Annotated in this window: 22 protein-coding genes, 4 tRNA genes and 1 other RNA gene; 8 read left to right on the top strand and 19 right to left on the bottom strand. The window is 66.5% G+C overall.

Going from position 1 to position 25,043, the window contains the following annotated elements; all coding sequences use genetic code 11:
• Window positions 1–134: 134 nt before the first annotated feature.
• Window positions 135–926: an IclR family transcriptional regulator gene (locus IE92_RS0111290; protein ID WP_030148601.1), complete on the bottom strand. Its 792-nt coding sequence runs from the start codon at window positions 924–926 to the stop codon at window positions 135–137.
• A 46-nt stretch (window positions 927–972) separates the two neighbouring features.
• A complete protein-coding gene (locus IE92_RS0111285) occupies window positions 973–2,031 on the bottom strand; it encodes a D-2-hydroxyacid dehydrogenase (protein WP_030148600.1) in 1,059 nt (352 codons plus the stop codon).
• Window positions 2,032–2,127: 96 nt separating this feature from the next.
• Between IE92_RS0111285 and IE92_RS0111280 the strand changes: the two genes are divergently transcribed.
• Window positions 2,128–3,042: an NAD(P)-dependent oxidoreductase gene (locus tag IE92_RS0111280; RefSeq protein ID WP_245601264.1), complete on the top strand. Its 915-nt coding sequence runs from the start codon at window positions 2,128–2,130 to the stop codon at window positions 3,040–3,042.
• 61 nt (window positions 3,043–3,103) lie between these two features.
• Here IE92_RS0111280 and IE92_RS0111275 read toward each other — a convergent pair.
• Together IE92_RS0111275 and IE92_RS0111270 are read right to left on the bottom strand one after the other, a co-directional pair.
• Window positions 3,104–3,179 (bottom strand) — tRNA-Lys (locus tag IE92_RS0111275).
• A 164-nt stretch (window positions 3,180–3,343) separates the two neighbouring features.
• A tRNA-Lys gene (locus IE92_RS0111270) sits at window positions 3,344–3,419 on the bottom strand.
• A 148-nt stretch (window positions 3,420–3,567) separates the two neighbouring features.
• Between IE92_RS0111270 and IE92_RS0111265 the strand changes: the two genes are divergently transcribed.
• Together IE92_RS0111265 and IE92_RS0111260 are read left to right on the top strand one after the other, a co-directional pair.
• The gene (locus IE92_RS0111265; RefSeq protein ID WP_030148598.1) at window positions 3,568–3,882 is read left to right on the top strand and encodes a putative quinol monooxygenase; all 315 of its coding nucleotides are present in this window, start codon (window positions 3,568–3,570) and stop codon (window positions 3,880–3,882) included.
• Window positions 3,883–3,991: 109 nt separating this feature from the next.
• On the top strand, window positions 3,992–7,195 hold the full coding sequence (locus tag IE92_RS0111260) for an AfsR/SARP family transcriptional regulator (RefSeq protein ID WP_030148597.1): 3,204 nt from the start codon (window positions 3,992–3,994) through the stop codon (window positions 7,193–7,195).
• Between the two features lie 73 nt (window positions 7,196–7,268).
• Here IE92_RS0111260 and IE92_RS0111255 read toward each other — a convergent pair whose 3' ends face one another.
• Together IE92_RS0111255 and IE92_RS0111250 are read right to left on the bottom strand one after the other, a co-directional pair.
• Window positions 7,269–8,123 carry an ABC transporter permease gene (locus IE92_RS0111255; RefSeq protein ID WP_051701581.1) on the bottom strand — a complete coding sequence of 285 codons (855 nt, stop codon included), beginning with the start codon at window positions 8,121–8,123 and terminating at the stop codon, window positions 7,269–7,271.
• Window positions 8,120–9,100, bottom strand: coding sequence for a daunorubicin resistance protein DrrA family ABC transporter ATP-binding protein (locus IE92_RS0111250; RefSeq protein ID WP_030148595.1), 981 nt, complete (start codon window positions 9,098–9,100; stop codon window positions 8,120–8,122). The genes IE92_RS0111255 and IE92_RS0111250 overlap by 4 nt, the downstream gene beginning before the upstream one ends.
• 171 nt (window positions 9,101–9,271) lie before the next feature.
• Between IE92_RS0111250 and IE92_RS0111245 the strand changes: the two genes are divergently transcribed.
• Complete coding sequence (locus IE92_RS0111245) at window positions 9,272–11,179, top strand: hypothetical protein (protein ID WP_030148594.1); 1,908 nt, start codon at window positions 9,272–9,274, stop codon at window positions 11,177–11,179.
• Window positions 11,180–11,413: 234 nt separating this feature from the next.
• Here IE92_RS0111245 and IE92_RS0111240 read toward each other — a convergent pair.
• Window positions 11,414–11,489: transfer RNA gene (locus IE92_RS0111240), tRNA-Lys, on the bottom strand.
• A 125-nt stretch (window positions 11,490–11,614) separates the two neighbouring features.
• Between IE92_RS0111240 and IE92_RS0111235 the strand changes: the two genes are divergently transcribed.
• On the top strand, window positions 11,615–12,412 hold the full coding sequence (locus IE92_RS0111235) for an inositol monophosphatase family protein (RefSeq protein ID WP_030148593.1): 798 nt from the start codon (window positions 11,615–11,617) through the stop codon (window positions 12,410–12,412).
• A gap of 62 nt (window positions 12,413–12,474) precedes the next feature.
• Here the strand turns inward: IE92_RS0111235 and IE92_RS0111230 are convergent, their stop codons facing one another.
• The 6 genes from IE92_RS0111230 to IE92_RS0111205 all read right to left on the bottom strand — a co-directional run bounded on the left by IE92_RS0111230 (window position 12,475) and on the right by IE92_RS0111205 (window position 17,888).
• Window positions 12,475–12,726, bottom strand: coding sequence for a twin-arginine translocase TatA/TatE family subunit (locus IE92_RS0111230; RefSeq protein ID WP_030149593.1), 252 nt, complete (start codon window positions 12,724–12,726; stop codon window positions 12,475–12,477).
• A 30-nt stretch (window positions 12,727–12,756) separates the two neighbouring features.
• A complete protein-coding gene (locus IE92_RS0111225; protein ID WP_030148591.1) occupies window positions 12,757–13,635 on the bottom strand; it encodes a carbohydrate ABC transporter permease in 879 nt (292 codons plus the stop codon).
• Window positions 13,632–14,486 (bottom strand): carbohydrate ABC transporter permease, encoded by an 855-nt coding sequence (locus IE92_RS0111220; RefSeq protein WP_043321532.1) that lies wholly within the window; start codon window positions 14,484–14,486, stop codon window positions 13,632–13,634. Before IE92_RS0111220 ends, IE92_RS0111225 begins: the two co-directional genes overlap by 4 nt.
• 107 nt (window positions 14,487–14,593) lie before the next feature.
• Entirely contained in the window at window positions 14,594–15,943 is a 1,350-nt protein-coding gene (locus IE92_RS0111215) for an ABC transporter substrate-binding protein (RefSeq protein WP_030148589.1), read from the bottom strand.
• 80 nt (window positions 15,944–16,023) lie between these two features.
• Window positions 16,024–16,857 carry a hypothetical protein gene (locus tag IE92_RS0111210; RefSeq protein ID WP_030148588.1) on the bottom strand — a complete coding sequence of 278 codons (834 nt, stop codon included), beginning with the start codon at window positions 16,855–16,857 and terminating at the stop codon, window positions 16,024–16,026.
• The gene (locus tag IE92_RS0111205) at window positions 16,854–17,888 is read right to left on the bottom strand and encodes a Gfo/Idh/MocA family protein (protein WP_030149595.1); all 1,035 of its coding nucleotides are present in this window, start codon (window positions 17,886–17,888) and stop codon (window positions 16,854–16,856) included. Before IE92_RS0111205 ends, IE92_RS0111210 begins: the two co-directional genes overlap by 4 nt.
• A gap of 212 nt (window positions 17,889–18,100) precedes the next feature.
• Between IE92_RS0111205 and IE92_RS19055 the strand changes: the two genes are divergently transcribed.
• Entirely contained in the window at window positions 18,101–18,772 is a 672-nt protein-coding gene (locus IE92_RS19055) for a TetR/AcrR family transcriptional regulator (RefSeq protein ID WP_051701582.1), read from the top strand.
• A gap of 81 nt (window positions 18,773–18,853) precedes the next feature.
• Here IE92_RS19055 and ssrA read toward each other — a convergent pair.
• The 6 genes from ssrA to prfB form a co-directional block, all read right to left on the bottom strand.
• Window positions 18,854–19,224: a transfer-messenger RNA gene (gene ssrA / locus IE92_RS17870) on the bottom strand.
• Window positions 19,225–19,386: 162 nt separating this feature from the next.
• Window positions 19,387–20,124, bottom strand: a complete 738-nt coding sequence (locus IE92_RS0111195; protein WP_030148585.1) for a tyrosine-protein phosphatase — start codon at window positions 20,122–20,124, stop codon at window positions 19,387–19,389.
• A 172-nt stretch (window positions 20,125–20,296) separates the two neighbouring features.
• A complete protein-coding gene (gene smpB / locus IE92_RS0111190; protein ID WP_030148584.1) occupies window positions 20,297–20,773 on the bottom strand; it encodes an SsrA-binding protein SmpB in 477 nt (158 codons plus the stop codon).
• Between the two features lie 98 nt (window positions 20,774–20,871).
• On the bottom strand, window positions 20,872–21,792 hold the full coding sequence (gene ftsX / locus IE92_RS0111185; protein WP_030148583.1) for a permease-like cell division protein FtsX: 921 nt from the start codon (window positions 21,790–21,792) through the stop codon (window positions 20,872–20,874).
• Window positions 21,789–22,763: a cell division ATP-binding protein FtsE gene (ftsE, locus tag IE92_RS0111180; RefSeq protein WP_030148582.1), complete on the bottom strand. Its 975-nt coding sequence runs from the start codon at window positions 22,761–22,763 to the stop codon at window positions 21,789–21,791. Before ftsE ends, ftsX begins: the two co-directional genes overlap by 4 nt.
• A gap of 99 nt (window positions 22,764–22,862) precedes the next feature.
• The gene (gene prfB / locus IE92_RS0111175; protein ID WP_030148581.1) at window positions 22,863–23,972 is read right to left on the bottom strand and encodes a peptide chain release factor 2; all 1,110 of its coding nucleotides are present in this window, start codon (window positions 23,970–23,972) and stop codon (window positions 22,863–22,865) included.
• A 64-nt stretch (window positions 23,973–24,036) separates the two neighbouring features.
• Between prfB and IE92_RS0111170 the strand changes: the two genes are divergently transcribed.
• A tRNA-Leu gene (locus IE92_RS0111170) sits at window positions 24,037–24,121 on the top strand.
• Window positions 24,122–24,187: 66 nt separating this feature from the next.
• Window positions 24,188–25,018 carry an aldo/keto reductase gene (locus IE92_RS0111165; protein ID WP_030148580.1) on the top strand — a complete coding sequence of 277 codons (831 nt, stop codon included), beginning with the start codon at window positions 24,188–24,190 and terminating at the stop codon, window positions 25,016–25,018.
• Window positions 25,019–25,043: the final 25 nt, after the last annotated feature.

Here is a 25,043-nt window from a genome sequence, read left to right as displayed (position 1 = left end):
GCATCTGGAGACTTCCCGGGTTCACCGTGGGTGGGGGCCGTCTACCTTGACGCGAGGGTTACCTCGATGTGGGCGTCGGTGCCCACACCCCCACACTAACAGCATGCTGAACGAAGTTCAACATATTGAACGAACTAGGCGACATCCCCCACCAGCAGCGGGTTCGAGAGGGCGGCGGCGGCCGTCCCCAGGGCACGCGTCACGCGCTCGCGACGACCATCCTCGGGGGCCAAACCCATCATCGAGGCACCCAGGGCCAGCGGCTGATCCCCCGCATTGCGCGGCGGAATCACCACCGCGACGCCGGTGACCGTGGGGAACATCTCTCCCTCATCGAGCCCAAACCCGGTCTCGCGGGCGCGCCGAATCTTGGCAATCAGCGCATCCAGATCCGTGGTCGAGGCCGCGGTCACCTGCGGACGGGTTTCCGGATCGGCAAAGCGCGCGCGGATCTCCTCATCGTCCAGGCGCGCCAGCAGGGCGTTGCCCACGGCGGTCAGGGCGGCCGGATAGCGGTCGCCGATGCCGGCGGTGAGCCGCAGCGGCGCGCGACCCTCGTGCCGGGCCAGGTAGAGCACGTCGGTGCCGTCGAGCACCGCGATCTGCACCAGCTCATGGCTCAGCTCGGGCGATTCGGAGCACACCCGGTAGAACTCGCGCACCTGATCGAAGCTCGCCAGATAGGCACCGCCGAGCTCCACCGTTCGCCGACCGAGCCGGTAACCGAGGTCGCCGCGCTGGATCAGCCCACCCTCCTCCAGCGCCACACACAGGTTGGCGGTTGAGGATTTGGCGATGCCCAGCGCGCGGGCCAACTCACTGATCCCGAGCGGCTGCCCGTGGGCGGAGGCCAAGACATCAAGAATCGCGATGGCTCGGGTTACCGCGGGGGCGGCCGTCTTCTCGGTACGGGGTGCGTCGGTCATGCGCGCTGGGCTCGCTTTCATCGAGATCGATCTCGTCGGGGTGCGTCTAGTAGAACTGAACCGTGTCTACCACGTTCTTGGGTGTGGAGCCATCCAGAATCGCGGTGGCGTTAGCCACAAACAGCTCGGCGATGCGTCGCTCCTCGGCGGCATTCAGCGCGGCGGTGTGCGGGCTGACCAGCACGTTGGGCAGGTCCCACAGCGCACTGGTGGGATCCAGCGGCTCGGCGGCAAAGACGTCGAGCGCGGCGAAGCCCACGCGGCCATCCTGAAGCGCCACGGTCAGGGCGTCCTCGTCGATCACGGTGCCGCGTCCGACATTGACCACGGTCACGCCGGACTTGACCAGCGCGAGCAGGTCGGCGCTGAGCATCTTCTCGGTGGCGGCGGTCCCGGGCAGGGTCACCACGATCGAGTCGGCGCGGCCGATCACGTCGGCAATATTGTCGGGGTGCACGATCTCGGAGACGCCGGGGACGTCCACCGGGCGACGGCTGGTTCCGATGACGTGCGCGCCCAGGGCGTCGAGCTTGCGCGCAACCTCGGCACCGATGCCGCCCAGGCCCAGCACCAGAACCGTCTGCTCCGAAACCTGACCCATCTCCCAGCGGTCGGTCCACGCGTGCTCGGACTGCTGCTTCTGCAGGCGCGGCAGGGTCTTGGCCCCGGCGAAGACGCCAAACACGGCGAACTCGGCCAGCGGTCCGCCATGCACGCCGGCGGAGGTGGTGAAGGTCACCCGGGCAAGGTCGGCCTCGGAGAGTCCGGCGGCCTTGACCTGGCCGCCGCCGCCGGCGGCCATGATCTGTACCCAGCGCAGCTTCGGGTTTGCGGCAACGGTGCGAGCGAGGGCCGCGGGGTTCACATCGGGGATGCCGTAGAGCACGTCGGCCGAATCTAGCAGCTGCTCGAAGCGGGCCTGCTGCTCGGGGGTGCGAGTGAAGGAGGGGTCGCCGGCAAAGTCGGCGGCAAAGCGCATCGGGGGTAGCAGGTCGGCCTCGCGCACCAGGTCGATTCGCGGCTCACGCTCGGTGATCAGGGTGGCGAGTTCCTCGGGCAGCGGGGTGGCCACAACTACGCGGAGGCGGGTGGGGGAATCGGTCATGACGACGCGGACCTTCCTTTCGACGATGAGCGGGGTCTGCCCCCATCCTAACCCCAGGAGGCCAACTCTCTGAACGGAGTTCGATATAGTGGCCGCATGATGGTGATCAATGATGTTCCCAAAATTGGTGTTGGCGTGATCGGACTCGGTTCGATGGGCGCCCCGATGACCCACAACCTGCTCTCCCACGCCCCGGAGAACGTGCGGGTCTTCGTCCAGGGCCGCCGCCCCGAGAAACTGGTGCCCTTTGTCCGGGCGGGTGCGACCGCGCGCAATACCCCGCGCGAGCTGGCCGTTGATTCCGACATCGTGATCGTGATGCTCCCGGATCTCGCGCAGCTCGAACAGGTGCTCGCCGGGACCGACGGACTGCTCGCGGGGATCGAAACGCCCACCCTCCTGGTGGTGTGCTCCTCCGTCTCCCCCACCGGACTGCGCGAGCTTGCCGCACGCCTGGACGCCGAGACCGGCGGCCTGCTGCGCGTGGTGGATGCGCCGGTGTCCGGTGGCACCGAGGGGGCCGAGGCGGGAACCCTGTCGATCATGGTGGGTGGCGATCCCGAGGATGTGGCGCGGGTTCTGCCCGTGCTGTCCACGATGGGAACGCCGCTCCACCTGGGACCGCTGGGCTCGGGCCAGGTGGCCAAGGCCTGCAACCAAATGATCGTCGCCGCCACGATGACCGCGGTAGCCGAGGCCGCCGTGGTCGCCGAGCGCGCGGGGCTCGACGTGGCCGCGCTCCTCCCCCTCTTGCAGGGCGGGTATGCGGGTTCGCGGGTGCTGGAAACCAAGGCCGAGCGGATCATCACCAGGGATTACACCCCGACCGGGATCGCCGCCTTCATGGTCAAGGACCTCACCGCCGCGGTGGCCGAGGCCGACGCCACCGGCACCGCCGCCCGCCAGCTACGCACCAACCTGGACGTCTTCACGGACCTGGTGGACGCGGGCCTCGGCGACGAAGACCTGGCGGTGGTGCACCGCTTCGCCGAGATCGATCCACTCGGCTAGGTTCGCCCGGCCGGCGGCCCCCAAACCAAAAGTCCCGGCGGGAAACCCGCCGGGACTTTGTTGGTGCACCCCCTCGGACTTGAACCGAGAACCCACTGATTAAGAGTCAGTTGCTCTGCCGATTGAGCTAGAGGTGCCCACGCCGTATCCGACGTGATATCTCCACCGTACCCAGAGAAGACGGCGAAGAAAAATCGACACTCGCATGGCGCAGCACCCGGCGTCGGGGGGACACCTGGCACGGTGGTATCGCGAACAAACAAAACACCCCGATTCCGCGGGGAATCGGGGTGTAATTGGCTGGTGCACCCCCTCGGACTTGAACCGAGAACCCACTGATTAAGAGTCAGTTGCTCTGCCGATTGAGCTAGAGGTGCGCGCTAAACACTGCGGTGTTTTGGCAACGTCACAACTATACACACAATCCCACACGCCTCCTATTCGTGACACCGCCGGGCGCGTCCTGTCCCCGGACCCGTAGCATCGAGGCATACCGTTTTGTGCTCACCGATCGAAGGACGCACCATGTCTGCCGTTGTAGTCACCGCCGTATTCACGCCCGTCGAGGGCCGACTTGAGGCCGTACTGGACGCGCTGCGTCCGGCCATCGAGGCGGTGCAGACCGAGCCGGGCTGCGAGCTCTATGCGATCCATCAGCACCCGAACGGCGACATCGTGATGATCGAGAAGTGGTCAACCGTGGAGCAACTCGATGCCCACGGAGAGGGGCCGGCCGTGGCCGCCCTCAACACCGCCCTGGCCGGGCTGCTGGAGGGTCCCGCCGTGGTTACTCGCCTGGTCCCGATCCCCGTGGGCGATCCGATTCGCGGCACCCTGTAGCCCGCACGGACCGGCGACCCACACCAGATCTCGGGTCGCGGCACCCGATAACCGCGCGTTCCCGGCCCGGGACCGCCACACCGGTACCGGACAAACGTATAATCGGCACGTGAGCTCCGCCGACCCGATCCTGCGTGTTCTCGGCCCGATCCGGGTAGGCGAGACCCCCGTCCCCGGCGAGCGCGCCCGCGTGCTCCTGGCGGTCCTGGCGCTGGCCCACGGTGAACCCCGCTCCCCCGGATACCTGGCCGATGAACTGTGGCCCGAGCAGCCCCCGGCGGATGAGCGCGGCGCGCTCCAGGCCCTGATTTCCCGGGTACGAAAGCTGCTCCCCGCGGGAGTCCTCGTGCTCGAACCGGCCGGATATCGGCTGAGCGTCGACTCAGACCTCGGCCGCGCCCACGCGGCCCTGCGCACCCCGCAGGACCCGAAAGCACTGCGCGATGCCCTGGGACTCTGGAGCGGGGATCCGGGACCAGACCTTGATCCGTTCCCGGTCGCCGACGACCTGGCCGCCCACGCCCGAGAAACCCGGATCGCGCTGCTTCGAACTCTCGGCACGCTCCTCGCCGAAACCGACCCCGCCGCCGCGCGCGACGTACTCACCGAGCTGTGCGCGCTGGATCCCTTGAATCAGGATGACCACCTGGCGCTGATCCGCGTGCTCGATGCGCTCCACGAACCCGCGGCGGCCCTGGCGACCTACGCCGCGCTGCGCGAACGCCTGGCCGAACAGCTGGGCACCGATCCGCGTCCCGACCTGCGCGCCGAGCACGCCCGTATCCTGCGAGCGGACTCGGCGGCGGCCGACGTCGAGGTCGAGGTCCGCGCCCCCGCGTCCGTGGACACCCTCGACCTCTCCCCCGACACCCTGTGTGTGGGACTGCGCGGGTTCGCCGATACCCTGATCGGCCGCGATGCCGACGTCCGCGCCCTGCACCAGGCCCTGCACCAGCACCGCCTGGTCACGATCCTGGGCCCCGGCGGCCTGGGCAAAACCCGTCTCGCCCAGGCGGTGGCCCAGTCCTGGCGGGGGCTGATCCCCAGGATCGTGGTGGCCGAGCTGGCCGGTGTGCGCAGCGCCGATGACCTGCCCCGCGCCCTAGCCGCACTACTCGGGCTGCGCGACAACCTGGCCGACGCCCGCGTGGGCGATGCACCCCGGCTCGATCTCGGCGAGCGCGTGCTCACGACCCTCGCCCAGACGCCGACCCTGCTGATCCTGGACAACTGCGAACACCTGATCGACGCGGTGGCCGGCTGGAGCGCCGACGCCCTGGGTTCCTGCCCGGACCTGCGCCTGCTCACCACCTCTCGCTCGCCGCTGCTGATCCCCGGGGAGTGGATCCACGAGCCGACACCGCTGGCCTCCGGTGACGCCGACCACCCCGGTCCCGCGCTGCTGCTGTTTGCCGAACGCGCCCACGCGGCCCGACCCGGCGCGCGCTTTGACCCGGTATTGGTGGCACAGCTGTGTGAGCGCCTGGACGGGCTTCCGCTGGCCATCGAACTGGCCGCCGCACGCACCCGGGTGCTGACCCTGCCGCAGATCCTGGACGGGCTCGCGCACAACCTCGGGGTGCTGGATCCCCCACGCTCGGGCGGAAACCGAATCGCCCCGGACCGCCACCGCACCCTCACCGCGGTGATCGGATGGAGCTGGAATCTGCTGAGCGAACGCGAGCGGGAAACCTATCTGGTGTGCTCTCTCTTTCCCGACGGCTTTGGTGTGCCCGCGGCCTCGGCGGCGCTGGGCCGCGACGCGACCGAGGACCTTGAGGGTCTCGTGCTGCAGTCCCTGGTGCGCTCCTTCGAGGACCGGGCCACGGGGACCATGCGCTTCCGGATGCTGGAAACCATTCGCGAGTTTGGTGCCGCGGAGCTCGCCCTGCACGGGGGCGGCGATCTCCTGCGGGATCGCATCATCGACTGGGCCGAGGCCTTTGCGCTGGAACTCGTGCCGCGCACCGACGGCCCCGAACAGACCCAGGGCTTTGCGCTGGTTCGCCTCGAGCACGACACGTTTATGTGGGCGCTGCGCGTGGCCCTGGAACGGGGCAACGCCCACGCGGCGCTGGCGATCTTTGGGCTGGTGTCCTTCTATCAGGCCCGACTCAGCATCTACACCGACGCCGACGGGCTGGCCGACGCCATCCTCGCCCTCCCCCGGGTCGAGCGGGACTACACCGGGGTGCGCGCAAACGCCGCGGGGCTCGGGTTTGTGGTGCTCTCGGTATTTGGGCTGTTCGATAATCTGCGGACCGGGGTCACCGCGCTCACCCGAATCCGCACGATGCTTGATGCGGGCACCCTCACCGATCGCCGAATCGAGGCGTTCTATCGGATGCTGCGCAGCTCCGCGGCCCCCGACCGCATGATGACCGTGCTGCACACGATGGCGGGCGATCCCGAACCCCGGGTTGCCGTCTACGGACTGCTCCTGGCCGCCCAGCTGGCCGAGAACGCCGGACGCGCACGGGAGGCCATCGACTTCGCGCTGCGCGCCGAAAAGCTCGCGCACGCACTCGGCGATCTCTGGACACTCACGATGACCCGCGTGGTCCTCGCCCAGCTCACCAGCGAGGTCGCCAGTATCGAGGACTCCATCGCCTGGGCAAAACTCGCGCTCCCCGGGCTGACCACGCTCGGCCTCGCCGAGAACCGTCGCCATATCCTCTGGCTGCTGGCGATCTATACCGAGTCCCCGGCCGAGCTGGAACCGCTGCTCACCGAGGAGCCCAGCCCCCACATGAACAGCGCCGAGGAGGACTTCCGCTCGGTCGCCTGGGCCGGCCGGGCCGAACTCGCACTGAAAAACGGCGAGCGCGCCCGCGGCCTGGAACAGTATCGGCTCGCCGAGCGGAACTTCGCCACCCCGGTGGCCCGCGCCTACGCCTGGTACACGATGGTCGCCTCGGGATCCCTGGCCGCTCACGGCCTGGCCCACGAGCCGGACCCGGCGATGTTCCGACGCCTGCGCACCCGCGCCCTCGCGCTGCAGCGCATCGGCGGCATCCACACGGATATGCCCGTGTGGGGATCGGCCCTGCTCGCGGTCTCCACGCTGGGGCTCAGCACCCCCGCCCTCGCCGATCTCTCGCTCGAACTCTTTGCGGTCTGCCGGGCGTTCTCCGCCCGGCAGGAACTGCCGGCGCTGCGCTACGCGACGCATGAGGCCGCCCACGCCGAGGTTTCCGGCTCCGAGGCGGTGACCCGGGCGCTGGCCGAGGCCGATGCCCTGAGCGCCGAGGACCGGGTGGAGCGCGCCGTCACGATTCTGCGGGATCCCCGCTGGCGGGCGGCCGGCGCCTAGCCCGCACACGCCACACACCCCGTCCCTCCGCGGTGGGAGGGACGGGGTGTGTGGCGTCCGGAACCGGTCGGCGCTAGGCGCGGCGCATATAGGCGCGTACCGTGAGCGGGGCGAAGATCGCCACGATCACCGCGGCCCCGATCAGCGGGAGGAACGCCTCGCTGGTAAACGCGCCGGTGTTCAGCACGTCGCGCACCGAGGTCACCAGGTGCGAGACCGGGTTGATGTTCACAAACCACTGCAGCCAGGTGGGCATGGTATCCACCGGAACAAACGCGTTGGAGAGGAAGGTCAGCGGGAACAGGATGATCATCGAGATACCCTGCACGCTCGAAGCCGAGCGGGCGATCACGCCGAAGAAGGCGAAGATCCAGCTGATCGCCCAGGCGCAGACGATCACCAGCAGCGCGGCACCGATGACCGACCAGATGCCGCCGTGCGGGCGGTAGCCCATGATGAAGCCCATCACGAAGGTCAGGGTGGTGGCGATCGCATAACGCACGGTGTCGGCCAGCAGCGCGCCCGAAAGCGGGGCGATGCGCGCAATCGGCAGCGAACGGAACCGGTCAAACACGCCCTGGTCCATGTCCTCGCGCAGCTGGGTACCGGTGACCACCGAGGTGGTAATCACGGTCTGCACCAGGATGCCCGGGATGATCACCGGCAGGTAGCTGGCCACATCCCCGGAGATCGCGCCGCCGAAGATGTAGGTGAACATCACGGTGAAGATGATCGGCTGCAGGGTCACATCGAAGAGCTGCTCGGGGGTGCGCCGGATCTTCAGCAGGCCGCGGTAGGCCATCGTGAGTGAGTGCCGGATGCTTTCGCCAAGGCTCACCCGGTTGCGCAGGGTGCGCTCGTGGGCGGGCACGATGGTGCCCCCCGAGGCGTTGTGGGTGCGGGATCTGGGTGCGGTGGTGGTGCTCATGCGTGGGCTCCCTCGGGGGTCTCGGCGTCTTCGGTGGGTTTGCCGGTGATGCTGAGGAACACATCATCCAGGCTGGGCTTGTGCACGCTGAACTCCTCCAGTCGGATGCCCTCGCCGCGCAGTTCGATCAGCAGGTCGGTCACCCGCTCGGGGTCGCTCAGCGGCACCGTGATCCGCGCGGCCTCGGCCGAGGTGGTGCCGGCCACGCCGAGAACCCGCTCGGCAATCCCCAGCGCACGCTGGGCCAGCTGCGGCTCGCCCAGGCGGAGCTCCAGCGAGGAGGATCCCACCTGCGCCTTGAGCTCGTCCCCGGTGCCCTCGGCCACCACGCGGCCGCGGTCGATCACGGCGATCCGGTCGGCCAGCTGGTCGGCCTCGTCCAGGTACTGGGTGGTCAGCAGCACGGTGGATCCCCCGGCAACCAGGCGCCGGATGGTCTCCCACATCTGCGCGCGGGTGCGCGGGTCAAGCCCGGTGGTGGGCTCATCCAGGAAGATCAGCGGCGGCTGCGAGATCAGGCTCGCCGCCAGGTCTAGGCGGCGGCGCATGCCACCGGAGAACTTCTTCAGCGGACGCGATGCCGCCTCGGTCAGCCCGAACTCCTCCAGCAGATCGTTGGCCTTGATCTTGGCCTCGCGTCGCCCCAGCCCCAGGAGGCGGGAGAACAGCACGAGGTTCTCGGTGGCCGAGAGGCCCTCATCCACCGAGGCGTACTGACCGGTCACGCCGATCAGCTGACGCACGACCTGAGCCTCGCGCTGGACGTCGTGTCCAAAGATGCGCGCACTTCCGGCATCCGGGCGCAGCAGCGTGGCCAGCATCGAAATGGTGGTGGTTTTGCCCGCCCCGTTGGGGCCGAGCACTCCGTAGACGGTGCCGGTGGCGACCCGCAGGTCAACCCCGTCCACCGCACGGTTGCTTCCAAAAGTTTTGACGAGCCCGTCGGCCTCAACGGCCCACTCGGTGTGTGTATTCACAGGTGTCCTTTCAACGTCTCTGGGAACACACTGCCCGGCCCGGCTGACGCGGCACCGACGCGGCCACGTCGGCGCGTCAGTGATTAATCACGCATCGTTGATGCGACATTGCGTCACCCAATACCGGAAACCGATATTTCACGAGCGCCGATTGCTTCATAGGCTGGGGGCATGTCCAGATATACAGCACGCACACACACCCGCGGCGCCCTGGCTACACTGGGCGCCGGCCTCCTCCTCTCGGTGGTTCTGATTCCCGGAACCCCCGCCCTCGCCGCCACCCCCTCCGCCGAATTCCCCGGCCGGACCATGGGCAGCGGTGCCTACGGCTACGTCGGCCAGTTTGGCATCAGCCAGACCCAGTCCACCCCCAAGCCCCTCGACTTTGCCTACCCCTACGGGGTTTCGGTCCGCGATGGCGTGATCGCCGTGGGCGACTCGGGTCTGGCCACCTGGGAGGCACCCAACCAGCAGGCCGCCGGCCACAACCTGCAGACCTTTACCCTGCAGCCTGGACTGGGCACAAATGGGGCCTACCTGGGCGAGGGCAAGTGGGCGGTGGAAACCCACGAAACCGACGCCAACCCGCAGGGAATCGTCCAGCCCAAGTGGCAGACCCCCGCCGATCCCCAGGGCCCCCGTGGCCAGCGCGGCACCGCGATCGACTCGCGGGGCAACGTGTTTGTGCTGAGCTCGGATGCGATCCCCAACGTGCGCAAGTACTCCCCCACCGGTGAGCTCCTGCTCTCCTTCGGCGACGGGCATACGCCCGGACCGATCAACTGGCCCGTCGGCATTGATGTGGACGAGCAGGACAACGTCTACGTCACCAGCGAGGGCACCAGCGCGGTGACCGTCTGGGATAACAACGGAACCTTCCTCAGCTGGTGGAGCGTCTACTGGGCCGACGGCGAAAAGCTGCCCTTTGTGGACCTGACCGGCGTGGAGTCGGTGGCCGTGGACACCAAGCGCGGTGCCGTCTACATCGGAGACATTCAGGACGAGGGCCGCCCCGGCCGCGTTCACAAGCTCCTGCTGGACAAGACCACCGACCACAACGTCGACCCCGGCAACAACCCGGCGGGCTGGACGTGGAAGATTGATCCCACCTTCGGTACCGGCGGCTACGTCGAGCTGCCCAAGCTGTTCCTGGGCAAGAACCACGTGTTTGGCCTGGCCGTGGATGAGAACACCGGAAACGTGTACTACTCGGCGACCACCGGAAACATCAGCTGGCTCTCCCCGAATGGTGCCCGCCTGGGTACCATCGGCACCACCTCCGGGCTCGCGCAGTCCGAGGGCCGCACGGGCGTGGTGCGCGGGATCGACGTGGACGATGCGGGCATCGTCTATGCCAGCACCCAGCAGACCACCTCGACCAGCAATAAGCGCTCGATCGTGCAGGCCTTCGCCCTGACCCCGGACCCGGTTACCGGTGCCACCGCCACCGCGGGGGACGCCCGGGTGGACCTGGCCTGGACCGCCGTCACCCAGGGATACGGCCAGGTGCCGGTGCTGGACTACTTCATCGAATCCTCGACCGATGGGGGCACCACCTGGACCCCCGCTCCCGCGGCGACCGACGGTTCCGACGCCGCCACCCGCCGCGCGGCCAGCACTGCCAGCACCGCCACCACCCGCACCATCACGGGCCTGGAAAACGGAACCGAGACCTCATTCCGGATCCGCGCCGTGAGCGAGGCGGGGATGGGCGACCCGATGATCGTCACGGCCACCCCGGTGGCCACGGTTACCCCGACACCCACGCCGACCGTGGACCCGACGCCCACGGTTGACCCAACCCCTACGGTTGACCCAACCCCCACAGTGGACCCCACACCGACCGTGGATCCGACCCCCTCGGTCACCCCGAGCACGGATCCCGAGGTCACCCCGACCGACGGCCCCGGGACCAGCACGGACCCGAGTGACCCCCCGGTGGTTGCCCCGCAGCCGACCGATCCCGGCCGTCTCTCCCAGACCGGATCCAACGGTCTACTGCCCCTGGCCGGGGCCGCGATCCTCCTCCTGATCGCCGGCATCGCGATGCGCGCCCGCGCCCGCCGCGGCAACGCCTGATAGCCGGCATCCAGTTCCGCGTCTGCGCCTGGTGACCGGCACCCTGGTCAGCGCCCGCCGCGGTACCTGGAAGAGCTACCCCCGACCGAGCCCTCCGTCCGAGCGCCCGTCCGGCTCCCAGTCCGACTCCCAATCCGAGTGTCCCCGCCCACGATTCATCCCGTGGGCGGGGACACTCGCATTTCACCGAGATCGGGCAATAAAAAGCCCCGACCGGAAACCGGTCGGGGCTGGTGGTGCACCCCCTCGGACTTGAACCGAGAACCCACTGATTAAGAGTCAGTTGCTCTGCCGATTGAGCTAGAGGTGCGTTGTCCGAATAACCGGACAAGAGAAGACTTTACCAGTGCCGCACGCTCTTTTCCAATCGGGGCGCGTGTCGCCGTGTCGCCCGGTTTGGCGCGGATGCCCAGGGGGAAACGCTAGGCTATTTTCATGACTCTCGATGCCTCCTGGACCCCCGAAGAAGACCTCGCGCTGGCGCTGCGTTTGGCCGATGCCGCCGACGCAATCTCGCTCGAGCGCTTCCGCGCCGGAGACCTCCGGGTCGACACCAAACCCGACCGCACCCACGTGACCGATGCCGACCTGGCCGTGGAGCGGGCGCTGCGGGAAATCATCGAGGCCGAGCGTCCGGGCGACGGCATCCTGGGTGAGGAGTACGGCACCGAGGGCAGCACCGAGCGCCAGTGGATCCTCGACCCGATCGACGGGACCGCGAACTTCCTGCGTGGCGTCCCCAACTGGGCCACCCTGATCTCACTGGCCGAGAACGGCGTGCCCCGGGTGGGCGTGGCCAGCGCCCCGGCATTCGAGAAGCGTTGGTACGCGGCCCCGGGCGCCGGTGCCTGGCTGATCGAGGGGGACGCCGAGCCGCGCCGGCTGCACGTATCCGGGGTGCGCAGCATCGAGGATGCCTCGCTGAGCTTCCAGTCCATCGGTCAGTGGCGCGATGCCGGCTATCTCCCCCAGCTGCTGACCCTCGCCGAAACGGTGTGGCGCGACCGCGCCTACGGCGACATGTGGTCCTACGGGCTGCTGGCCGAAGGCCTGGTGGATATCGTCGCCGAGTTCGACGTCAAGGAGTACGACATCGCTCCGTTTGTGGCGATCATCACCGAGGCCGGCGGCCGCTTCACCGCTATCGACGGCACCGAGACCATCGCCGGGCGCAGCGCGCTGGCCACCAACGGTCTGCTGCACGACCAGGTGCTGAGCATCGTCGGCCGCTAAGCCTACCCCGGCTCACACGAATGCCTCGGCCCGTCGGGTCGAGGCATTCGCGTGAGTGAAAGCTACCGGTTGTGTGTGGGTTTCGGCCGCACCGCCCCGGGCGCGGATGGCTCCGCGAACGGCGCAGAATCAGCAGGCTCGGCCGCCGTTTCGACGTCGCTCTGCGTGGCGGGTGCCTCTCGAATCTCCGTTTTGAGAATCCGCGCCGACTGCCCCAGGCTGCGCGCCAGCGCGGGGAGCCTGGGTGCCCCAAATAGCAGCAGGACTATCGCAACCAGCGCGATCATGTGCCATCCCGAAAGGTTTGCAAGCATGGTGATCTCCTTCGATCCGTTTGGTGAGGCTTAGCGCCCGGCGAGTGATCCGCCGATACCGCCCACGCTGAAGTAGCGGTTGAGGGTGGCAAAGAGCAGGATCGGCGGAATCATCATGATGACCGAGACCGCCATGATTGAGCCCCAGTCGGTCATGTTTTGCTGGACAAAGGACTGCACCCCGACCGGCAGGGTGAAGCTGAGTTCCGACCGCAGGAACACCAGCGCCACCAGATAGTCGTTCCAGGCGAGCAGGAACGCGAAGATCGCGGTGGAGAGGATCCCCGGCAATGAGTTGCGCAGGATGATCCGCACAAACCCGCCAAACACCGAGGCCCCGTCAATCCAGGCGGCCTCCTCCAGGGCAATCGGGATCGAATCGATATAGGCGGCCATCATCCACGTGGCCACGGCGATCGTGCTGCCCACATAAACCAGGGTGATCCCAAACAGGCTGTCCGAGAGCCCAAAGCCCGCAAACAGGATAAACAGCGGCACTACCGAGACGATCACCGGCAACGACTGGATCACAAACAGCAACAGCGAGTATCCAGAGACCACCCTTCCACGGCCCCGGGAGAGGACATACCCCGCGGGGGCCGCAACCAGTACCGAGACCAGCACCGTGGCCAGCGTCACCACCAGGGAGTTACGCAACCACACCAGAACCGAGGTCTCGGTGAGGACGGTGGCGAAGTTTTCCAGGGTGATGGGGTCGGTGGTGGTGCTGGCGGCGCTGGGCTGCAGCGAGAGTCCGATCACCACCGCGATGGGGATCAGGGTCAGCGCCGTCAGCAGGATCAGCAGCGCAAACCGCCACCACCTTCCCTTTTCCTCGGGGGCGCGAGAGGGTCGTGCAAGGGCCGGAGCGACTCCCGGCCGTGCTGGCAGGGTTACGGACGCACTCATGCGGTGTCCACCTTTCGAATCTGACGGTACAGAACAACCGAGACGGCAACCAGGACCGCGGTCATCAGGAAGGCGATTGCCACACCCGACCCGGTCTCAAAGTTCTGGAACACCGATCGGTATGCAAGGACCACCAGCGATGTGGTGGCGTTGACCGGACCGCCGCCGGTCAGGAGGTAGATGGTGGGGAAGTCGTTCACGCAGAAGATTGTCATCAGGATCCAGCTGATGTAGGTGGAGCGTGCTACCAGGGGCAGCGTGATCTGGGTGAACTGCTGTCGCGGGCTTGCGCCGTCCATTCGGGCCGCCTCGTAGACCACCGGGTCAACGCTGGCGAGCGCCGACGCACTCATCATCATCATGAAGGGGAAACTGACCCACACCTTGAAGATGCACACGGTAATGGCCGCGAGCGTGGGATCCGCGAGAAACAGCGGGGTCCCCCAACCCAGCGCCTCAAAGAGCTGCGGTACCGGACTGGACGGTGTGGCCACCAGCCAGTTCCAGGCGGTCGAGGAAACGACGATCGGCACCACCCAGGGCAATAGGAGCAGTACCTTGAACAGTCCCCGGGCGGGCGTCCGGGTTCGCAGGAGGAGTGCGAGCCCGAGCCCGACGATCCAGCTGCCAAACACCCCCACCACCGTGAAAATGAGGGTAAAGCGGGCGGCCTCCCAAAACGCGGTACTGGTCAGAGCGTTGGTGTAGTTGGCGAGCCCGACAAACTGGCCGTCATCCAGCAGCGATCCATCCCGAACAGACTGGTTGAGACCAAACGCCAGCGGATACGCGTTCAGCAGGATCAGCAGCAGCACGGAGGGCACCACAAATAGCACCAGTGTCAGGTTCATCGGTGTGAGGCGCCGACGAGGACGCCGATGTTCTCCGGCGGGCCGGTGACCCGTACCCGCCGGTATCGCTCGAGCTCGGGTGCGTGGGGAAAGTGTTGAGGTCGCCATTACGACTTCTTCTTCATCAGCGATTCGATCGCCGCCTGGAAGGTGGTCAGGGTCTGCTTCGGGTTGCTCTTGCCCGCCAGCACGGTCTGCGAAAAGGTCTGCATGCCCTGCCCACCATCCACCGCGGCGAGGGCCCCGAACGAGCTGGTAGAGCGCGCACTGTAGGTCTGCGAGATCGGCTGCCAGACATCAACAATCTTGACGTTCTGAGCGTTCTCCTGAAACTCGGGCAGGTCGGCAATCGAGTGGCGCACGGGAATCGCGGTGATGACCTTCTGCTGCCAGTAGGTCTTCATGTTGTCCACATACCACTCCAGGAACGCCTCCGACGCTTCCTGATTGGGGGTAGCCGTGTACATCATGAGGTTGTTGACGTAGTAGAGCGAGCCTTTGGTGCCGTTGGGGGAAACCAGCGGCTCCCCCACCAGCACGTCGTTTTCGGTGTCCCCCACCGAGGCGTTCCAGCCCGGCGTATTGATGCCCATGCCGGCCTTACGGTCCTTCCACTGGGTCAGCAGGTTCTCCGAGGTGTAGCTGACGGCGGCCGGATCGATGATCCCCTCGGACACCATCTCGTTGAAAAACTCGAGGGTTTCAATGTTGCGGTCGGTCACCAAATCCGGGTTGCCTTCGGGATCGAACATGCCGCCACCGTTATTGATCATCATCGAGACAATCGCGTGCCCCCCGAGGTTGAATCCCGACCCGGCACCGGTGGCAAAGCCCACCACCCCGATCTTTTTCAGCGCCTTGCCCGCGCTCAGGAACGAGGCCCAATCGGTGGGGACGTCGACCCCGGCCTTTTCCAGCAGTGACTTGCGGTACCACAGCACCCGCAGGTCCATCTGCCAGGGAATGGCCACCTGGCCCTGGCCGGTGCGCAGCGCATCAAACACTCCGGGTAGGAAATCGTCATAGGATCCACTTTTTTTCAGCGCATCCACCACCCTGTCCGCGTAGGCGATCTTCCCCGCCTCGGCGAACTGGAACGCCTGGAACCCGGAACCCGAACTCACGGCGGGGCCGGTGTTTGAGGCGATCGCCGAGCTGAAGGTTTGGTAGTAGTTATTCCACTGGATGCTCTGATAACTGGCAGCTCCGAGGCCGGCGGCGGGTGTGTAGCTGGCGATCAGGTCCTTCCCGGCGCGGGAATAGTTTGCCTGGCCCCAGGGCATGTCCCAGAACTTGATGGTGCCCGCACCGCCACCGCCTCCGGCACCACCTCCGCCTCCGGCCGCACCGCCGGGGCTGCAGGCGGCAAGCAGGGGGATGGCCGCGGCGGCCCCCAGTGCTCCCAGGAATCCGCGACGGGACATCTGTAACCGGGAAACCGATTCGATACTATTCATGATTTTTCCTTTTCCGGAGGCGCACCTTTGGGGCACCCCACTATCTCGGCATTGAGGGGAGGGGGAGAGAAAGTCTGTGGTTAGATGGCCGGGGACAGGCCCATCTGGATGCGCCGGCCGTGCTCATAGTGGGCGAGGTCGGAGGTTGTCGTGCCGCCGTGAACGGCCGCTACCAGGCGGCGCAGTGCCGTACGTGGCGCGTTTTCCCAGAGGGCCGCGCGGTCGTCGTGGTGCCCCGGAGTCCAGATATCCACCCGTGCCCGCAGCGCAATCACCGGATCGGGAAGCTCCAGCACCACGGTGGTATCGGCACCGATCAGCCGAACCCGGGCGCCGCGGGGGCGGGAGGCGGTGAGGTGGCCGGAGAGCTGGAATTCTCCGCCCTGCTCGAGCGATCCCACCACGCGGAATCCCCCCGCACCGTGCTCGTGCAGCGTGGGTGATGCAACCGTGGCACCGAGGGCGTGCAGCAGCGCCAGCTGGTCGGCGAGGGCGAGTTCCAGATCCTCATCGGGTGGCAGGTCGGCACTGATTTCCACGAATGCCCGGGCCGCAACCAGCTCCGCGGCGGCCGCATGGTGGGCAGCAACGGCGGCGTTACTAGCCCAGTCGGTGAGGATCACCACCGGGGTGGATGCGGCGCTCGCGATCAGCTCGCGGGCATCCTCGGGGCGGGGGCGCACGATCAACAGGCCGCGATAGCCCGCGGCGATGGCCTCGCTGGCGCGCCTGGTCCAGCCTCGGTCCCCGGCGATGGCCAGCAGATCCGCGCCGGCGCAGGCCTGGTCTGAGGAGGGCCGTTTCACGCCGAGGTGTCCCGGGCGGAGGGAAACCGGCAGCGCGGCGATGCTCTGATCGATCATGCCCGGGATTTGTGCCGCGGGTTCGGTGTTGAGGGAGAGTTGAGTGCTCATGCGTGTGCTGCCTTCACTGTGTTGCGGGCGAGATTGGAGGCCGTATCGGCGATGGTCAGGGCAAATCGAAGATCCTCAATCAGGGTGTCGGCGGGCTGGGCGGGCGTCGCCCCCGCGGCAACCTCGGCGAGGTGTAACCACTCCCCCGCGTAACCGTTGTGGATCTCGCGGCCAAAGACCGTGCGGCGACCGTTCTGTGCCAGGGTGACCACGGCGGATCCCGCATGAATGTAGGAGGGGCCAAAATCCACGGCAATGGAGGCGTCCTCGCCGATGGCCTCGAAAAACCAGGAGGGTTCCCAGTTGTCGGTGAGTGCAGCGTGGAGTTCGATGGCCAGGGCCCCCGCCCGCAACACGATATGGTAGCCGCCGGGGGCCAGGGCCGCCGCGCGCACCACCTCGATTGGGGTTCCGTCGGGAACAAAGGTGCGCACCAGCGGAAGGTCGTGGATGGCGAGTCCCATGACCCCGCCGAGGACACGTTCGGCGACCTGCTCGGGGTCACTAAAGTCGGCAGGAACCGGGTCCGGTCGGCCCAGAACCTCGGTGGCGGAGTCTTCAAAGTAGGCGTTGGGCGGGAGCACGATCGAGGAGCGTACCGTGTGCACCCCGGCGGGGAAGTTCCCCCAGGCGGCGCGGGCCGCAAGCCAGGCCGGATCGTAGGTGTGCATCGCGCCCACGAGGATCGGCACACCGGTTTCGGCGGAAACCTCGGCGATGCCGCGGGCCTCCTCGGGGGTCATGGCGAAGGGCTTCTCGCAGAGAATCGCCCGCTTACCGGCGTGACAGGCGGCAATCACCTGCTCGGCGTGGAAGCGATGTGGGCTACAGATCACCACAACCTCCACGGTGGGATCCTGCAGCAGATCTGCCATCGTGGGGGCGACGCGGGCGCCCACGCGCGCGGCCACCGAGGCGGCGACTTCGGGGTCAACGTCCATGATGGCGCGCACGGTGAAGTGCTTCTGAAGACGGGAGAGGGTGGGGAGATGGATCGCCTGAGTCACCGGTCCGGCCCCCAGAATGCCCACGCCCCAGGGGGTCGATGCGCGGGGGTCGGAACGATGAGACGGCGTGAGTTGGTCCTGCACGGGGATGTGCCCTTCGATAGCGATGTGCCCTGTTTCGCGTCGATACTCTGTGCACCATTACACGAAAGTTTTAGGGTTGTTCAATATTCATATATATTGAACGAAGATTCAATTTTGTGCAAGACTTTTTTTGAAACGACGACAGGAGACGGATGACAACCACCAAACGCGGCCCCTACCGCAAGGGAATCGAACGTCGGGCAGAGATCCTCCGCACCGCCGGCCGGGTATTTGGTGAGTACGGATACGCCGGTGCATCCCTGCGTCAGATCGCCGACGAAGTGGGGGTCACTGCAGCCCTCCTCATCGCCCACTTTGGGAGCAAGGAGGGGCTACTGATCGCGATCCTCAAGCACCTCGCCGATGAGGGCGACGCGGCGATGCCCAACGACGGCGTCGGCATCGAGTTCTTCACCTGGTACTCGCCGCTGATGAAGTTTCACCTTCAGCGGCCCGGATTCATCGACCTGCTCCTCACCCTCGCCGCAGAGGCGTCAAGCCCCACGCATCCGGCACGCGATTTCATGGTCGAGCGCTACCGCCTGTTTGTGGCCAAGTGCGTGGCGCAGCTGGAGATTGCGCATGCTGCCGGAGATTTGCCCGGCGTACGTCCCGAAAAATTCGAGTTCGAAGCGCGCGCGTTTATCGCGCTGCTGGACGGGGTTGAACTCCAGTGGCGACTGGAACCCGAGATGGACCTGTTTGAGACCGTCACCAGCAATCTCGAGGTTATGCTGAGCCGGTGGAGCGAACGTGAGATCATCCTGACCCGGGATCCAGTGATCCCCGAGGTTCCCGGAGTCGCCCCCACTCCCGAGCCCTAGCCACGACCAGGCCGCAACACAAAACAGCCCGGTTCCAGAGGGAACCGGGCTGAGTGCTTCAACAGCGTGTGACATGACCGATGGTGGAGATGCGGGGAATTGAACCCCGGTCCACTGCTGCAATTCTGCGTCTTCTACGGGTGTATCCTTCGAAAACGTTTTCTCGGCCCCAACCTTTACCGAAGGCGGTTAGGTTGACAGGCCCAGCCAGAGTATTAGTCCCGCGTACCGCTCAGGCGTCGGCACACAGCAAGTTTCCTAAATGACGCCAGGAACCGGGGCGGAAACAAACCCGGTCTGACGGACTATCGGGCTCGCTTAGGCAGCGAGGGCGAAGTCAGTGCGCTTAGAGTTGGCACTTATTGGTTTTTCAGAGATCGTTAACGAGATAACCCTGAATCCTCGACCCGCTTCTCGCAGTTTCACAGGCAATGTCGAAACCGATCATCCCCATGCACATTCACGAAGAATGGGTCATGTCACACGCTGTTGAATTTTCAGGAGCCGAAGCCCACGAACCCCGAAGGGATGCCCCCAGTATATCCGGGATTGCCCGGGCGGGGAACCACGTTCGCGCGCGGCGATCAGCTTAGCGCGCGAACGGCGACCGTGGGCTAGTCTCGCTCGACCAGCAGCGCGCGCAGACGCTCGCGAATCTCGGGGCCCACGCCGGCCGAGTCGAGGTATCCCTCGAGCCCGCCGGGAACCGCATAGAGGTCAACCAGTACCGATGCGAGCACGTCCCGCGGGCTCTCGGTCATGATGCCCAGCAACTGCGGCGTGACCTCGATACCCTGACTGCGCGCCATCTCGGTCATGTGCTCGGCCCAGGCCCCGGCCAGGTTGGCCTGAGTCGCCTCATAGTCGTCCAGGACGTCCTCGCGGTCGACCCCCACGGTCAGCAGCACCAGGGCGCTGAGCACGCCGGTGCGGTCCTTGCCCGCGGTGCAGTGGATGATCGCCGGGGTGGTTGCCGGCTCGGCGAGCTCGGTCAGCACCGCCCGCACGACGTCTGTGTGGCGGAAGAGGATCGCCCGATACAGGTCGCCGAGCCCGAGCCCCGGAGTCGCGGCGGCATCCACCGATCCCTCAAACACCGCGTGGTGCAGGTCTTGGAAGCCCAGACCCTCCACATCGTCGGGCATCGCCGCACGCTCGGGCTCATCACGCAGGTCGATGATCGAGTGGATCCCGCGCTCGGTCAGCGCCGCGCGTCCGGCCTCCCCCAGGTTGTGCAGGGCATCGGAGCGATAGATCACGCCGGAGCGAGTGCGCCCGCCGGGGACCGGATAGCCCCCGAGATCACGAAAGTTGACGGTACCGGGCACGGGCAATGCTGAGGATGCGGTCATACCAACATCCTGGCGTGCGGGCCGCGCGGGTGCAAGGATTTTGCCGACAATGTCCGGCCCAACGCACGGACGCGGCGGCCCCGATCGGGGCCGCCGCGTCTGCGGAGGCGCTACTGGTCCAGGCGCACACGAGTGGACGAGCTACTCGCCCAGGCGCGCACGGGTGGACGAGCTACTCGCCCAGTCTGTTTCGCGTCGCCATCGCGCGGGCGGCCTCGCGATTATCCTGACGCTCACGCAGCGCGTGGCGCTTGTCGTACTCCTTCTTACCCTTGGCAATCGCGATCTCCACCTTGGCGTTGCCGTTGTTGAAGTAGATCTTCAACGGAATGATCGTGTAACCGCCGGGGGCCACCTTATGCGCAATCTTGTTAATCTCCTGGCGGTGCAGCAGCAGCTTGCGCTTGCGCCGGGCGCTGTGGTTGTTCCAGCTGCCCTGGAAGTACTCGGGAATGTGCACGGCATCCAGCCAGATCTCGTTCCCCTCCACAAAGGCATAGCCGTCCACCAGGGACGCGCGACCCATCCGCAGCGACTTCACCTCGGTGCCGGTGAGGACCATACCCGCCTCGAAGGTGTCCTCGATCAGGTAATCGTGGCGCGCCTTGCGGTTGGTTGCGACAACTTTTTCACCACGTTCCTTGGGCACGGTGTTCTCCTTCTTTGGGCACAGCTGGGCCCGGTAAATGACTCGGGCTGCCCGGGAAACCCGGGCAGCCCATCAGTATATCCGGTTGGGACCGGTATTTATGCCTTCAGGTAGCGCTTGATCGCGAAGTTCGCCGAGAGCGCTGCCAGGATCATGCCCACCAGGATCAGTGCGGGAACCACGATAAACGCGTCTCCCAGCCCCACCAGGTTGGACATCGAGGACGGCACATTGTCCTTGAGGTAGCCCTGCACAAAGAAGTGCACGATCGCGACGATCGCTCCGCCCGCGAGCAGGGACCCAATGAAGGCGGAGATCACCCCCTCAAGGATGAAGGGTGTTTGGATGAACCTGTTCGACGCACCCACCAGGCGCATGATCGTGATCTCACGGCGACGCGAGTAGGCCGACAGGCGGATGGTGGTGGCGATCAGCAGCACGGCGGCCATCAGCATCAGCGCGGCGATGCCGATCGCGGTGTAGGAGGCCACGTTCAGGACCGAGAAGATCGTGTCCAGATACTTGCGCTGGTCGGTGACCTCTTCCACGCCGGGGACGCTCGAGAAGGCCTCGGAGATCACGTTGGACTGAGCCGGGTTCTTGAGGTTGACCCAGTAGGTCTCCTGCAGCTGGTCCGGGGTCACGTACTTGGTGATCTCGTTGCCGGCGAACTTCTCCTGGAAGCGCTTGAACGCCTCGTCCTTGGACTCGAAGTAGAACTTCTCGATCACCGGGGCCAGGGCGGCGGACTTCAGTGCATCCTCGACACCCTTGCGCTGGTCGTCGGTCACCGCACCGCCGGCACAGGATTCGCTCAGCGAGTCCTGCGGGCAGAGGTAGATAGCAACCTGGGCACGGTCATACCAGTAGCCCTTCATCTGACCGATCTGCATCTGCATGAGGGCGGCGGCCCCCACGAAGGTCAGCGAGATGAAGGTCACCAGGATGATCGAAACGACCATCGACAGGTTGCGACGCAGGCCGGTGAAAACCTCGCCCCAAATCAGCGACATTCTCATTTAACCGGCCCCACGTTCTGCTCGTCTTCTCCCGTTTGGTCACCGTCGCGGCGCAGGCCGAGGCTCTCGGCGATGCCGAGGTGGTCGGTCGCGTCCTCGGTCTCCACCTGCGGCAGGCTGATCGCCTGGGTGTGGGTCGGGGTCGCGGGCGTGACCGGCGCGGCCGGAATGATCGGCTGGGCGCGAGTCTCCAGCTCGGCGGCGGCAGCCTCGGAGGCCACGGCTGCCTGGGCGGCCAGGGCGGATTCACCCTTGACCTCCTGCGGACGCAGCTCGGGCACGATACCGGTGTTGCCGTATCCGCCGGAACGCTCGTCTCGGACAACCTTGCCCTCGTGCAGCTGGATCACGCGGCGACGCATCTTGTCCACGATGCCCGCCTCATGGGTGGCCATCACGACGGTGGTGCCGCCGGCGTTGATCCGCTCCAGCAGCTGCATGATGCCGGCGCTGGTCGCGGGGTCGAGGTTACCGGTGGGCTCATCGGCCAGGAGTACCGGGGGCTTGTTGACCACGGCGCGGGCGATGGCCACACGCTGCTGCTCACCACCGGAAAGTTCGTGGGGGTAACGCTCCCCCTTGCCATCCAGGCCCACCATCTTGAGGACGTCGGGGACGGCCTCCTGGATGAACCCTCGGGACTTACCGATGACCTGCAGCGTGAAGGCCACATTCTGGTACACGGTCTTGTTGGGCAGCAGGCGGAAGTCCTGGAACACCACGCCCAGCTGCCGACGGAAGTAGGGAACCTTCCGGTTCGAGATCGAACCCAGGTCGTTTCCGAGCACGTGAATGGTGCCGGACGTGGGCCGCTCCTCCTTGAGGATCAGCTGCAGACAGGTGGACTTTCCCGACCCGGAGGCGCCCACGAGGAACACAAACTCCCCGCGCTCGACCTCGAAGTCGATCCCGTCGACCGCGGGTCGCTTGGACCCGGGATACTTTTTGGTGACGTTCTCATAGCGAATCATGACGTTTCGAGCCTAAGCATGCCGCTGAGCTTTTGCGCGCTGACACGCCAAGAGGGGTCACACTCTCGGGTTTCGGGGGCCGTTTTTCCGCGGTCGGGACTAGTCGCGGTCGGCGCTCTTGCGCCAGCGGATGCCCGCGGTGATGAAGCCGTCGAGGTCGCCGTCAAACACGTTGCTCGGGTTGTTGACCTCGTAGTCGGTGCGCAGGTCCTTGACCATCTGGTACGGCGCCAGGACGTAGGAGCGCATCTGGTCGCCCCAGCTCGCGGTGATGTTACCGGCGAGTTCCTTCTTCTTGGCGTTCTCCTGCTCGCGCTGCACCAGCAGCAGTCGGGACTGGAGCACCCGCATCGCGGCCGCCCGGTTCTGGATCTGCGACTTCTCGTTCTGGCAGCTCACCACGATGCCCGTGGGCAGGTGGGTGATGCGCACGGCGGAGTCGGTGGTGTTGACCGACTGGCCGCCGGGGCCCGAGGAGCGGAAGACGTCGACGCGGATGTCGTTGTCGGGGATGTCAATCGACTCGGTGACCTCCATCAGCGGCACGACCTCGACCGCGGCGAAGCTGGTCTGACGCTTGCCGGCGGAGTTAAAGGGGCTCATCCGCACCAGGCGGTGGGTTCCCGCCTCGACGCTCAGCGTGCCAAAGGCATAGGGCGCGTCGATCTCGATGGTGGCGGACTTGATGCCCGCCTCCTCGGCGTAGCTGGTGTCGAGCACCGTGGCCGAGTACTTGTGCTGTTCGGCCCAGCGCAGATACATCCGCAGCAGCATCTCGGCGAAGTCTGCGGCGTCCACTCCCCCGGCACCGGCGCGGATCGTGATGACCGCGGGACGCGGGTCGAACTCACCGTTGAGCAGGGTCTGCACCTCGAGGTCACCGATCGCGGTCCGCAGCTTTTCCAGCTCGGCGCGAGCCTCGGCAGCCGAGGCCTCGTCGCCCTCCTCGTTGGCCAGTTCGATCAGAACTTCGAGGTCGTCCAGCCCGTTGGCCACCCGGGTGACACGCCCGAGCGAGGCCTGCTTGTGGCTCAGCGCGCTGGTCACCTTCTGTGCCTCATCGGGGTTGTCCCAGAGGTCGGGCGCACCGGCCTGCTCGCTGAGCTCGGCAATTTCCGCGCGCAGACGGTCAAGGTCCAGCACGTCGCTGATGGTCGCAAAGGTGCTGCGCAGCGCGGCGATTTCGGCACTCAGGTCAAGATCTAACATATGGACCCATCCTAGCCGGGCCTGCACCGCGCGTGCATGCCCGCACGCTACACTGGAGAAACAAGCGCGAGTGGTGAAATTGGCAGACACGCAGGATTTAGGTTCCTGTGCCTTCGGGCGTGCGGGTTCAAGTCCCGCCTTGCGCACCAGTTTTTGATGGTCCCGGTGGGATTTTCTCTTGACCCGACGCACGGCCCGATGGGTAGCATGGGTGGATGACAGCGTCGTTGAGTTTCTCAGAGCTTTCTCTTCCCCCGATCGGATTTGGTACCGGGCGTGCGCATGGCCTCGCCGGCATCGAGTCCCTGCACTCGGCCTTTGAGGCCGGGTACCGCCTGCTGGATTCGGCCTTCAACTATGAAAACGAGGGCACCGTGGGGCGCGCGGTGCGCACCGCGGGGATCCCCCGCGACGAGTTCATCGTCACCAGCAAGCTGCCCGGCCGCCGCCATGCCCGCGCCGAGGCCACGTTCACGGTCGAGGAGAGCCTGTTTCGCACCGGCCTCGATCACATCGACCTCTACCTGATCCACTGGCCGAACCCCCGCGTGGATAAATACGTCGAGGCCTGGGAAGCCCTGATCGATGCCCGCGAGCGCGGGCTGATCCGGCACATCGGGGTGTCCAACTTCCTGCCCGAGCACATCGAGCGGCTGGAGGCTAAGACCGGGGTGCGGCCGGTGGTCAATCAGATCGAGCTGCACCCGTGGTTCCCGCAGGAGTCGGCCGTGGCCTACCACCGCGAGCGCGGCATCGTCACCGAGGCGTGGAGCCCGCTGGGCCGCGGCAACGGGGTCACCGCCGACCCGGTGATCGAGCGCATTGCCGCCGGACACGATGTGTCCCCGGCCGAGATTGTGCTGGCCTGGCACGTGGCCCGCGGGGTGGTCCCGATCCCCCGTTCGGCGAGCCCCGAGCGCCAACGACTCAACATCGCCGCCGCCCAGATCGAACTCTCCACCGAGGAGATCGCCCTGATCACCGCTCTCGGCCGCCCCGACGGCCGCCTGGGCGACCAGGACCCGGCGGTCTACGAGGAGTTCTAGCCCCTAAATAAAACGGCGGGCGGTG

It is taken from the genome of Mycetocola saprophilus (genome assembly GCF_000718085.1).
GTDB lineage: Bacteria > Actinomycetota > Actinomycetes > Actinomycetales > Microbacteriaceae > Mycetocola > Mycetocola saprophilus.
Note: the sequence above shows the minus strand (reverse complement) of the source record. Positions and strands in the feature narration are given on the sequence as shown.